10 protein-coding genes are annotated in these 11,016 nt (G+C 58.9%); 8 read left to right on the top strand and 2 right to left on the bottom strand.

The window, feature by feature from the left end; translation table 11 throughout:
* The first annotated feature begins 284 nt into the window (after nt 1–284).
* The 5 genes from AAEZ03_RS08890 to AAEZ03_RS08870 all read left to right on the top strand — a co-directional run bounded on the left by AAEZ03_RS08890 (nt 285) and on the right by AAEZ03_RS08870 (nt 4,968).
* Nucleotides 285–1,130: an ABC transporter substrate-binding protein gene (locus AAEZ03_RS08890; RefSeq protein ID WP_350577841.1), complete on the top strand. Its 846-nt coding sequence runs from the start codon at nt 285–287 to the stop codon at nt 1,128–1,130.
* 83 nt (nt 1,131–1,213) lie between these two features.
* On the top strand, nt 1,214–2,722 hold the full coding sequence (locus AAEZ03_RS08885) for an amino acid ABC transporter permease/ATP-binding protein (RefSeq protein ID WP_350577839.1): 1,509 nt from the start codon (nt 1,214–1,216) through the stop codon (nt 2,720–2,722).
* A 17-nt stretch (nt 2,723–2,739) separates the two neighbouring features.
* Nucleotides 2,740–3,405: a GntR family transcriptional regulator gene (locus AAEZ03_RS08880; RefSeq protein WP_241486426.1), complete on the top strand. Its 666-nt coding sequence runs from the start codon at nt 2,740–2,742 to the stop codon at nt 3,403–3,405.
* A 14-nt stretch (nt 3,406–3,419) separates the two neighbouring features.
* Entirely contained in the window at nt 3,420–4,271 is an 852-nt protein-coding gene (locus AAEZ03_RS08875; RefSeq protein WP_350577837.1) for an urea carboxylase-associated family protein, read from the top strand.
* 118 nt (nt 4,272–4,389) lie between these two features.
* Nucleotides 4,390–4,968 carry a flavin reductase family protein gene (locus tag AAEZ03_RS08870; RefSeq protein ID WP_350577835.1) on the top strand — a complete coding sequence of 193 codons (579 nt, stop codon included), beginning with the start codon at nt 4,390–4,392 and terminating at the stop codon, nt 4,966–4,968.
* Between the two features lie 131 nt (nt 4,969–5,099).
* On the opposite strand, the gene AAEZ03_RS08865 is transcribed toward AAEZ03_RS08870, so the two are convergent.
* Nucleotides 5,100–5,585 (bottom strand): P-loop nucleotide/nucleoside kinase family protein, encoded by a 486-nt coding sequence (locus AAEZ03_RS08865; RefSeq protein ID WP_350577833.1) that lies wholly within the window; start codon nt 5,583–5,585, stop codon nt 5,100–5,102.
* A 60-nt stretch (nt 5,586–5,645) separates the two neighbouring features.
* On the opposite strand from AAEZ03_RS08865, the gene AAEZ03_RS08860 reads away from it, so the two are divergent.
* From AAEZ03_RS08860 to AAEZ03_RS08850, 3 genes are all read left to right on the top strand, one after another.
* Nucleotides 5,646–6,155: a glyoxalase superfamily protein gene (locus AAEZ03_RS08860; RefSeq protein ID WP_350577830.1), complete on the top strand. Its 510-nt coding sequence runs from the start codon at nt 5,646–5,648 to the stop codon at nt 6,153–6,155.
* Nucleotides 6,156–6,266: 111 nt separating this feature from the next.
* Complete coding sequence (locus AAEZ03_RS08855) at nt 6,267–6,800, top strand: RNA polymerase sigma factor (RefSeq protein ID WP_123749411.1); 534 nt, start codon at nt 6,267–6,269, stop codon at nt 6,798–6,800.
* Nucleotides 6,793–7,758 carry a FecR family protein gene (locus tag AAEZ03_RS08850; protein ID WP_350577826.1) on the top strand — a complete coding sequence of 322 codons (966 nt, stop codon included), beginning with the start codon at nt 6,793–6,795 and terminating at the stop codon, nt 7,756–7,758. Before AAEZ03_RS08855 ends, AAEZ03_RS08850 begins: the two co-directional genes overlap by 8 nt.
* Before the next feature lie 455 nt (nt 7,759–8,213).
* Here the strand turns inward: AAEZ03_RS08850 and AAEZ03_RS08845 are convergent, their stop codons facing one another.
* The gene (locus AAEZ03_RS08845; protein WP_350577823.1) at nt 8,214–10,997 is read right to left on the bottom strand and encodes a hypothetical protein; all 2,784 of its coding nucleotides are present in this window, start codon (nt 10,995–10,997) and stop codon (nt 8,214–8,216) included.
* Nucleotides 10,998–11,016: the final 19 nt, after the last annotated feature.

Genomic DNA, 11,016 nt, shown 5'->3' with positions numbered 1-11,016 from the left:
CCGGTCGACGCTCGATTGCCTCGCGATCTTTTGATCTTTGAAAAGATCGCGAGGCAAGCTCGCTCCTACACATTTATTACCCCCACACCCGCCCCAAAACGTGGCGCCCGGTAACAAATCGCACCGCTTAGGCGCACCTTCCCCCCTCAAAAAATCATTTATCTGACTCTAAAGCGCTCTTTCGCACGCCAAAAATAATAGTTGGCACGAAATACGCTTACTCACAAATAACAAATTGTTGAACAATCATTGCCGCACTGCTGTCACCCACCGAGGATACGAAGATGCGTAAAGGTCTGATGAGCAAAAACACCAAGCACACCCTGGCGCTGACAGTCGCCCTTGCGTGTTTAGCGCCGCTGGTATCGGCGGCAGAGGTCAAAGGCACGCTCAAACAAGGGGAGCTGTCGGTCGGCTCCGACCTGACCTACCCGCCTTACACCTACCTGGATCAAAAACAACCCGCTGGGTTCGACCCGGAGTTCATTCAGTTGCTCGGCCAGCAATTGGGGCTGAAACCGCGCTTTCTCGATACTCGCTTCGCCAACCTGATTCTCGGGGTCAACGCCCAGCGCTTCGACGTGGTGGCCTCGGCGCTTTACGTCACCCCGGAGCGCGCCAAGCAGGTCGACTTTGTCAGCTACCTGAAAACCGGCTCATCGCTGATGGTGCTCAGCGGCAGCGACTTCAAGCCTCAGCAACCCCAGGATTTGTGCGGCAAGCGCGTCGGCTCGATCAAAGGCGCCTCGTGGGTACCCAAGCTCAACCAGGTTTCCGCCGAGTACTGCCTGCCCAATGGCAAGCCAGCAATTGAGTCCCGCGAGTTCCCGACCTCGCCTGAAGCCACCCAGGCCCTGCTGTCGCGCGGGGTCGATGTGCAAATGGAAGACCCGGCCGTGGCCAAGATCACCGTCGAAAAACTCCAGGGCAAAACCGTTATCAGCTCCAACGAACTGATTTACCCGGTGGTCATTGGCCTGGCCGTGCGCAAGGGCAACCAGCCGCTGCTGGAAGAACTGACCGAAGCCCTCGCGCAGATCAAGCAGAACGGCAGCTACGGCCAACTGCTCGCCCGCTACAACCTGGCTGAACCCACGACTCAGGAAGTCAGCACGGCATTGGGCAACTGAAACACCCCGTGAGGCGTAACCGGTAGCGGATTCCCCGGTGTTTCCCTACCGGCGCAACGATCACAGACATTCGGAGCAAGCTCATGCAATTCGATTGGCACTACACCCTGGGCCTGTTGTGGAACGGTGACTTCTGGCGGGCTGTCGCGACGGTGGTTGAACTGAGCCTGGAAACCTGGGTGCTGGGGATCATCTTCGGCTTCTTTCTGGCTCTGGCCAGACAGTCGCAACGCCGCTGGCTGCGCAATGCCGCGGGCCTGTATATCTGGTTCTTTCGCAGCCTGCCGCTGCTGGTCCTGCTGATTTTTGTCTATAACCTGCCGCAGGTGTTTCCGTCCACCAGCGTGGTGTTGTCCAACCCCTACAGCGCCGGGCTTATCGCGCTGGTGCTCAGTGAAGCGGCGTATATCGCCGAGATCCACCGTGGCGGGCTGCTGGCCGTGGTCAAAGGTCAACTGGAGGCCGGCAAGGCGCTGGGCGTCGGCTATAAAGGCATTCAACGCCTGATTGTGGTGCCTCAAGCCTTGCGTGTCGCGCTGCCCACCCTGGCCAATGAATACATCACGATCGTCAAACTGACCTCGCTGGTGTCGGTGATTTCGCTGTCAGAAATCCTTCTGGTGGGCCAACAGCTTTACACCCAGAACTTCCTCGTGATGGAGACCATGCTGGCCGTGGCGTTCTATTACGTGCTTATCGTCACAGTGTTCAGCCGCCTGCTACACCTGCTGGAAAACCATCTGGACGTGACCCGCCGCAAACCCAAAACCATCGCCCCGGCTGAACTGGGCCAAGTGGTGACCCGGCGTAACAGCGATCAGGCTGCCCCTGGCGAATTCGCCCTGCAAGCGCAAAGCGTGCGCAAGTCGTATGGCGAACTGGAAGTGCTCAAAGGCGTGGACCTGAATGTGCGCTGGGGCGAAGTGGTGTCGATCATCGGCCCTTCCGGCTCGGGCAAAACCACGCTGATCCGCACCATGAATGGCCTCGAAAGCCTCGACCATGGTCAGATCACCCTGCAAGGCCAGCCATTTCTGCGCGGCACGCAAGGCCCGGAAGGCCCGCTCAGCCACAAAGTGCACATGCAAAACATTGTGCGCGTGGGCATGGTGTTCCAGGGCTTCAACCTGTTTGCCCACAAGACCGTGCTGGAGAACGTGATGCTCGCCCCGGTCTATCACGCCCACGGCGCGGGTGAAGAACTGCGCCTGCTGAGTCTGGCCCTGTTGAAAAAGGTCGGCATGCTCGATCACGCCGGCAAATACCCGCATCAACTGTCTGGCGGCCAGCAACAGCGGGTGGCCATCGCCCGGGCATTGGCTATGCGCCCTTCGGTGATGCTGTTTGACGAACCGACCTCGGCCCTCGACCCGGAACTGGTCGGCGACGTACTGGCGGTCATCGAAGAGCTGGCCCGCGAAGGCATGACCATGGTCATCGTCACCCACGAAATGAACTTCGCCTTCAAGCTTTCGGACCGCGTGGTGTTTATGGAGGGCGGCCAGATCATCCAGGACGCAGCACCGCGCGAGATGCTCGAACAGCGTAGCGAACGCATGACCAAGTTCCTCAAAGACGTACAGCTTGCATGAGCCCAAGGAGTCTCAGCGTGAATCAACCCAAGGAAAAAAGCCTGTCCCTGTCAGATCAGGTCGCCATCGAATTACGCGAAGACATTATTGGCGGGCGCCTGCTGCCGGGCATGCCGCTGACAGAGAGCGAACTGGTGAATGCCTACAACGCCTCACGCAATACCGTGCGCGAAGCCCTGCACCAGTTGGGCCGTGAAGGCCTGACCAGCTACGTACGCAATAAAGGCGTGATGGTACGGCGTATGGGTATCGACGACGTGCGCGACATTTTCAATGTGCGCCGCACCCTCGAACTACAGGCCATTGCCGCCAGTAAACCGCTGCGCGAGTACCAGTCCGACCTGATGCTCGAAGCCATCGAAGCCGCACAACTGGCCCAGGACCGGGAAAACTGGCAAGCCTTCGGCACCCACAGCTTGCGCTTTCACCAACACATCGTCGGCTTGCTGCGCAGCCCGCTGTTCGATGAGTTTTTCACCCAGGTCGCGGCGCAAATGCGCCTGGTGTTTTCCAGTGCTCCCAGTGAAGAAAACTTTCAGAAACCGTGGCTCGAACGCGACCGGCAGATCCACGACCTGCTCGCCGAAGGCAACAAGAAAGCCGCCGAGGAAGCCATGAGCAGCTACCTCAATGACTCCGAAACCGTGCTGTTGGACATTCTGGCCAGCACGCCCAAACCCTGAGAAGAGGACCCACTATGTACAAGGACTATCCAGCGGCCTACCAAGTCAGCAAAGGTGCCGCGCTACAAGTCGACAAGCCTTTCTATGACCGCGTGCGTGAATCTGCCGACAAACGCACCCTGATCGAACAGTTCGAAGTGCCGATCCGTACCGGCCGCGCCTGGAAAGTACCCGCAGGCCATGTGTTTCGCGTGACCACGCCGGTAGGCCCGCAAGTCGGCGACTTCAACATCTGGAACGCCAACGACCCGCGCGAGCGCATGTGGGCCGCCCGTACCCGCCAGTTGCAGGGCGCGCACGTCACTACTTATGACCGCCTGTGGTCGAACCTGCCATTTTTGCGGCCTTTGGTGACCATCACCGACGACAGCCTGGCCGATTACGGCATTGATGAACACGGCGGCCGCCTGCACGACTTGCTCGGCACCCGCTGCGACCCTTACGTCAACAAGATGCTCACCGGCGAAGACTTTCATCATCACTGCCACTCCAACCTGACCCGCGCAGTCCTGCCCCACGGCCTGACCGAGCTCGACGTGCATGACGTGCTGAACATCTTCCAGTGCACCGGCCTGAACCACGACGACATGTACTTTATGAAGGCATGCCCGGCAAAACAGGGTGATTACCTGGAGTTTTTCGCTGAAATTGACGTGCTGTGCGCCCTGTCGACCTGCCCTGGCGGCGACCTGTCATTGCCCATGTGGGGCCCGGACGCAGAAGACCCGCTCAAGGTCTGCCGCCCGTTGGGCGTTGAAATTTACAAACTCGACGAATCGCTGCTCGAAGGCTGGAAGCAACCCGAACGCGCCGCCTATAAGGGCAATCACGGGTTACTGATTGCCAAGGCTGAGTGGGAAAAGTAATACCCCTGCAACCGTGCACGTGTGACCCGCAGCGGCGCTGTCAACGCCAGCCCGCTGACGGGTTTGCACAAATCAGTCATTATCTGCTCCCTACCCGGCCCTCTATTCAGGAGCAAGAATGGACAAGCACATTGCCGCCGTCCCGCTGGACAAAGCCTATCGACTGATCAACCACGGGCCGACCATTCTGGTGTCGGCGCGCCATACTGGCGTGCAAAACGTCATGGCGGCCTCCTGGGCCTGTGCGCTGGACTTTGCCCCGCCCAAGCTCACCGTGGTGCTGGACAAGAGCGTAAAAACCCGCGGACTGGTGGAGCACAGCGGCTTGTTCGTGATTCAGGTGCCGACCGTGGCACAAATTGAACTCACCAGCAAAGTCGGCAGTTTGAGCCTCAACACCGACCCGAACAAACTCAGCGACAGCGGTGTTGAACTGTTTGCGATTGAAGGGCATGACCAGCCGTTCGTAGCCGGGTGTTCGGCATGGCTAGCCTGCAAACTGATCCCCGAACCGCACAACCAGACAGCCTACGACCTGTTTATAGGTGAAGTGGTCGGTGCCTGGGCAGACACCCGCGTTTTCAGCGACGGCCATTGGCACTTCGAAACCGCCGACCCGGCCTGGCGCAGCCTGCACTACATTGCCGGTGGCCATTACTACGCGACTGGTGAAGCGCTGGATATTGACGAGGCCTGACCCTCGCTACGGGTTGTACGCGATCCAACTGTAGGAGCGAGCTTGTCTCGCGATCTTTTGACTTTGGCTCTTTTTACGGCCGATGCTCGACCGATCGCAGCCTTCGTCCCTCGTCAGCGACTACAGGGCGATTAGGCGTTATGTCTAACGACGGTCAATCCTTCTTGCTCATCCGGGGCCTTGAAGTAACGGGTGATCAAGTCGAACTCTGCATCGGTGGCGGCAAACTCATGCTCGCCCTTGGCGTTGCGCGCGCGCAATCGGGCGCGGCAGGTATCGTCATCGACATCCAGGTAATGCAGACAATGCGCAACCTGTGCCTGATCAGCCAAGGCCCGCAGCCATTGGCGGTCGGCAATGGTGTTGGCCGGAAAATCCAGCACCACGTTGACACCGGAACCCAGCAGGTCGATCACCAAGGGCTGTAACACGTCACGCAGGCGCCGGGCACAGCGCAGGTAATCGGTTACCGAACGAATCTCCTCAGGGTAAAGCGCCGCCAGCCAGCGATCTTCGCTAATCAAAATCGCCGCATGCTCTTCGACCAACGCCTTTGCCAGGGTCGATTTGCCCGAAGCGATCTTGCCGCACATCAAATGCAGAACGGAGGTGGTCATAAGCAGCCTTCCTGAAGGTGAGCTAAAGATCATGCCCAACCGTTATCGGACCAGCAAGCAATGCCCAGCCGATACACGCAACTTTCACCTTTGCACCCGCTTGGTTATGCTCGGCGCTGGCTGAAGCTGTCCGCCCTTTTGTCTCTCTTGAGTATCAAGGCTTGGCAGCGCGAGCACCCAGACATGTCGGTGACAGGAGGCAGCATGTTTTCAATCGAATTCGAAAAACCCATTCCCATCTTGCGAATGTTTGACGAGGCCAAGGCCCGGGAGTTTTATCTCGAGTTTCTAGGCTTTGACGTGGAGTTCGAGCATCGCTTTGAACCTGGCATGCCGTTGTACCTGGGCATCAGCCGTAACGGGCTTGAACTGCATTTGTCGGAACATCACGGCGATGCCAGCCCGGGTTCGACGCTCTTTGTCCCGATGCACAATATCGAGCTGTTTCACGCTGAGCTGGCAGCCAAACACTATGGATATGCGCGCCCGCAAATCGTTCGACAGGACTGGGGCCAAGTGCTGGAAGTGCACGACCCTTTTGGCAACCGCATTCGGTTCTGCCAACGCTGATAGGCCCACCCGCGAGGGCTGATAAAAAATTATGTGGAAATGATACTGGTTCTCATTAGAATGCTCCCCGAGCACGCTGGATTTGCGTGGGAATGGCGGGAGCGGTTCAGCATGAGTACAGAGGACAGTCAGCAAAAACTGAGCGAGCTTTTCATCAACCAGCGGGTTTCGCTGGTGCGGATGCTCTCGCGGGTGGTGGGCTGCGCCAGCCTGGCAGAAGACCTGGCGCAGGAAACCTATGTAAAAGTGGCCCATGCGCTGAAAACCCGCCCAGTGGAGTTTCTGCACCCTTTTTTGTATCAGACCGCCCGCTACCTGGCCTTCGATCACCTGCGCAGCTTACGCAGCAAAAGGCGCTTCGAATGCCAGGTCAGCGATGAGCGCCATTTAACCGAAATCGCCACCACCGCCCCCGGCCCGGACAGTCAGCTGCAAGGCCAGCAGTCCCTGAAGCAGTTTCAGGCTGCCCTCAAGACCTTGCCCAAGCGCCAGCAACAGATTCTGGTGCTGAGCCGATTACAGGACTTGTCCAAAGGAGAAATCGCCCAGCGCCTGGATGTTTCGATCAGTACGGTTGAAAAAGATTTGCGTACTGCGCTTAATGCCTGCGCCAAAGCCATCCAGAAGCAAGCCGCCCATGACTGACTCACCCACCGCCCCTGTTGTGCCCAGCGAGCACGTGCAACGTCAGGCAACCGACTGGTTCGCCCAGCGCGAAGAAATGGCCCGGCAACCCGCCTTGCGTCAACGCTTTGAACAATGGCGTATGGCAAACCCCGAACACCGCGCCGCCTACCAGACCCTGGAAAACCTGTGGCAAAGCCATGAGTTCGAACAAGCGCTGCGCAGCCTTGACCTGGATCTCGACCTGCCCGCCGCCCCGCCCCACAAACCACGCAAGGCGTGGGCGTTTGCCACTGCTGCGATGCTACTGCTCATGCTCACCAGCGCCTGGTTGTCTGACCTGCCGATGCACCTGCGCGCCGATCAAATGACTGCCGTGGCAGAAGTCAGACACCTTACCCTGGGCGATGGCTCGCAGATTGTGCTGGGCAGCAACAGCGCCATCAGCACCGACATCAACGCCGATCACCGGCGCATCCGCTTACTGCGGGGCGAGTTTTTTATCGAAGCCTCCCATGACCCATCGCGCCCGCTGGAAATCGACGCCGCCGACGCCCGCGTCACCGTGGTCGGCACCCAATTCAGCGTGGCCCTCCAGGGCGAGAACGTTACTGTCGCAGTACGTGAAGGCAAGGTGCGCTTTACCGACAAGGCCGGCGAGCAAAGCCTGTTGCAGGCCGGCAACTGGCAACAGTTCGAAAACGGTCATTTGCAAGACCTCAACAGCGACGGGGCTGAACGGCAAATGGCCTGGGTGCAAGACCGACTGTCATTTCAGGACCAACCACTGGCGCAGGTGCTGAACACCCTCGGGCGTTACTACCCGCAGCCCATCCTGTTGTTCAACGAAACGGCGGCCAAACACCGTGTCAGCGGCAATTACCAACTGAACAATCCCGTGGCAATCGTTGAGGCGCTGAATAAAGTCACTTCAACCCGACTGACGCGTTTGCCCGGTGGCGTGCTGGTGATTCATTAAGAGTGACCGCCCCGTCTTCGACGCCGCGCTGTCGCGCAGCAAACAGGACAGCGAGTATCTTCAGCATCCCCCAATCGGTTCCCTCTCCTTCGAGAGAGGCGTGGTGAGAGGCCTTGATTTTTTGTACATATCCGTTGCTGCGGCAACGGCCACTTAGGGTTCCGGCCTTACGCCGTGCCACTTTGAAAAGCGCAAAGTGGCCAAACGCTTTTTGCCCCAACCCCTCGGGGCCTCGCTGTGGCTCGGCATGCCCTCACCACAGGCCTTGTTCCGAGGGCCGCCGCGATCGGCCAGCGTGGTTTAACGGGGTCTCTTAGATCAAGAGCAAGAGCAAAAGCCAGATCAAGATCAACAGATCGCGAGCAAGCTCGCTCCTACAGGGCCTTTAGAATCAATCACTTATTTCATGTTTGATAGGAGTTGCGTATCGTCACGGCCCGACCAGCAACTGTCACTTAGACCGCGTTCCTGGGCCGGTCGCCGCTGACCAGCTCGCCGAGCTCGATGTCATGTTCCAGTCGGCAACGATGATCCACCAACACCAAGGTGTTGCCGCTACGCTCGACGAAACGATGCAGCGCCTGCACACGCTCGGCCAGTTGTTCGGAGGGCAAAGCGCTGAACGGCTCATCCAGCAATAAAAGATGGTGGCGTTCCTTCGGCAATGTGCTCAGCCAGGTATCCAGCCATCTGCTTGCCCCGGGCGCACCGCTGAGCAACGCCAGGGTATTGCTGTCCAGGTAATAGCGGGTTGATGTCAGGTCCGGCGTCGCGCCCGGTTCTTCTATGACCACATCGGTGATACCCGCCACGCCCTTGAGATACTCGCTCTTGCCGGATCCGGAGTGGCCAGACAGCGAATACAACCGGCCCAGTTCCAGGTGCAGAGCGCGATAGGCGCGTTGAGCGATAAAGGGCGCGATGCGCAGGCTCTGCCCGGCGATCACAACAGCCACCGAGCTTTTAGGCCGGGCAAAATGTTGCAGGCGCTCCACCGACACCGACTGCGATTTGAACCCCGTGATGGCTAGAAACACATTGGCCAGGTCGGAACGCACCAGCAGCAAGGCCGTGACCGCGAGCACAAAAGCCGATTCGCGGGTCTGATAAAAACTGCCCATCAGGGCCACCAGGACAATCACCAGATCGCTGAGCAAGGTGCAACTGGCCGCAGTGATGGTGCGGGCGATCACGCTGCGCATGCGGGTAGTGTAGAAATGCTGCAGCCCATCAGCTATCGCGTCCCGCTGGGTCAGCGCCAGCCAGTCGCCCAAGCGTTCGAAACCCACGCCAGCGACCCGGGAAATGGCAAACGCCACATGGGCCGAGCGTAGAAGGGAGTCGAATCCCTTCACGCTCTCGACTCGAGTTCGATACAGCTCGTTGATCGAAAGACGATACAACACCGCCAGCAGACCGCTGATCAGTAGCGCCACGGCGATGCCGAACAGGCCAAACCCCATCCACAAGGCCACGCCATTGCACAGCAACAACGCGATGATCCAGGCAATGTCGTGGGCATACCAGGCAATGCGTTCGAATGTAGTGGTGATATCGCGAGAAACCACCTGCAACGCATCAGCCAGGCCGGTGACCCGGATGTCTCGCAGGCCAACGATGAACAAGCGGGAAAAGCGGCTGCGCAACAGATTCTCGATAAATAGCCCGCCCGCGATTCCTGCTCCTACCCCGGCCACGACATACAACAGAACCTGCCACGGCGAATAACCGGCCTCTGGCAGCGTCAGGTTGGCCGCATAGCTCATCATCAGTGCCGGCACCCACAACATCAACACACCCCAGCCACAGTACTTGAACAGATCGGCGAGACTGAAGCGGGCGGACGGCGGGTCTCTGGCAGGCACTGGCGAAGCCATCCGCTCGCCGACTTGGGCCAGCGGGCCTTCGCGCAGCGCTATCGCCCTTGTGGCCGATGGGCTGAAGCTTATCCAAGGCAGGCGCTCCAAAGCGTCTTTCACTGCCAACGCAGCCGTAGCATCCAACGCCGACAAGTCGTGATCAATACTTAGGGTCCCATCCTGGGCACGAGCCATAAATACCCCACGCAGCAGTTGCAAACGCAAGCGCTGCCCGGCTGAGAGGTTGCTCCCGTTCAGCTCGACAGGCAGTTGCAGGACCTGATGTGGGTCCTGTCCTAGCTCGGGTATCAGCCGCAAAGCACCCAGCAACGCGTGCAGATCTTCGCGTTGGCTCTCCAGCGGGCCAGGAATCAGCTCGATCAGAGACCCGGGCCAGATCGGCCAGTCGGCATCGAACGCGATCAAACCGCACGCCTTATCGGCTGCAACTGGGGGTAATAGCGAATGCCTGGAGGAATTCTGATACAGGCCATTGAGCTCTTTCAGAGAGCGGCCGACAGCCTTGTAACTCACATACGAACGGGGTAATGCGAGCACCGCCGCCAGCAACGGAATGCTCAGCCAGAAAATCGCCCCGTCCCAGACCATAGCCGATTCAGAGGTGCCCAGCAGCCCCAGCAAGACAAAAGGAATCAGGCGGCCGAAACCGATGATATAGCTGTCGGCACCGCGCAGGAGCGTATCCACGTTTCGCAGGAAGCGTTCGCCCGCCAGCGTCCGCTCAATACTCTGCAAGGCTGTGCGGTCAGCGAACTGCTTGAGCCACGGTCCTTCGCGTAACCATACCGAACACTGTTCGATACGCTGTGCCACCCTGTCCATGATCCGCTTGTAATTATGGTCCGAGAGCCTGGCCAACAGATAGGAAAGCGGCAGGAATGCACCGATCACCGCAACCGCCCAGAACCCTGCGGGGCCAAAGACCAACAACGCCAGCAGGATTGAAAGCAACAGGAAAACCGGAATCGCCAACAGGTTAACGCAGGCACCGATTCCGTCGAGAATGATGCTGAAATCCCGCGAAACTACCCGTTCCAGCACCGAGACCTCTACCCGGAGGTGCATTTTACGCGCCAAAAGGCGCTCGAACTCGCGGCATAACCTCAAGGAGATGTAGCGTTCCAGATTGAGCTCGCTCACCACCAGCAAAAAACCGCTGATGGCCAAGAACAGCAGGAGCGTGACATCGGCACTTCCCTGGGCCGTCACCAGAGTGCTAAGCCTATAGATGAACAACAACGGCACGCTGTATTGCAATAACGACACCAGCACATAAGCGCCGACCGCCCAGGGCGCAACGCTAAAGACCAAGCCGAAAATACCATCGGCAAAGGATCGTCCTTCAGAGGGAGCGGCCATCCGATAGCACAATGCCGGT

The organism is Pseudomonas sp. HY2-MNA-CIBAN-0224, from assembly GCF_040310285.1.
Lineage (GTDB): Bacteria > Pseudomonadota > Gammaproteobacteria > Pseudomonadales > Pseudomonadaceae > Aquipseudomonas > Aquipseudomonas helleri.
Note: the sequence above shows the minus strand (reverse complement) of the source record. Positions and strands in the feature narration are given on the sequence as shown.

Coding starts and splice junctions, on each gene's coding strand:
- AAEZ03_RS08875 (WP_350577837.1), top strand. CDS start 3,420: ATGTACAAGGACTATCCAGCGGCCTACCAAGTCAGCAAAGGTGCCGCG.
- AAEZ03_RS08865 (WP_350577833.1), bottom strand. CDS start 5,585: ATGACCACCTCCGTTCTGCATTTGATGTGCGGCAAGATCGCTTCGGGC.
- AAEZ03_RS08885 (WP_350577839.1), top strand. CDS start 1,214: ATGCAATTCGATTGGCACTACACCCTGGGCCTGTTGTGGAACGGTGAC.
- AAEZ03_RS08870 (WP_350577835.1), top strand. CDS start 4,390: ATGGACAAGCACATTGCCGCCGTCCCGCTGGACAAAGCCTATCGACTG.
- AAEZ03_RS08855 (WP_123749411.1), top strand. CDS start 6,267: ATGAGTACAGAGGACAGTCAGCAAAAACTGAGCGAGCTTTTCATCAAC.
- AAEZ03_RS08850 (WP_350577826.1), top strand. CDS start 6,793: ATGACTGACTCACCCACCGCCCCTGTTGTGCCCAGCGAGCACGTGCAA.
- AAEZ03_RS08890 (WP_350577841.1), top strand. CDS start 285: ATGCGTAAAGGTCTGATGAGCAAAAACACCAAGCACACCCTGGCGCTG.
- AAEZ03_RS08845 (WP_350577823.1), bottom strand. CDS start 10,997: ATGGCCGCTCCCTCTGAAGGACGATCCTTTGCCGATGGTATTTTCGGC.
- AAEZ03_RS08860 (WP_350577830.1), top strand. CDS start 5,646: ATGCCCAGCCGATACACGCAACTTTCACCTTTGCACCCGCTTGGTTAT.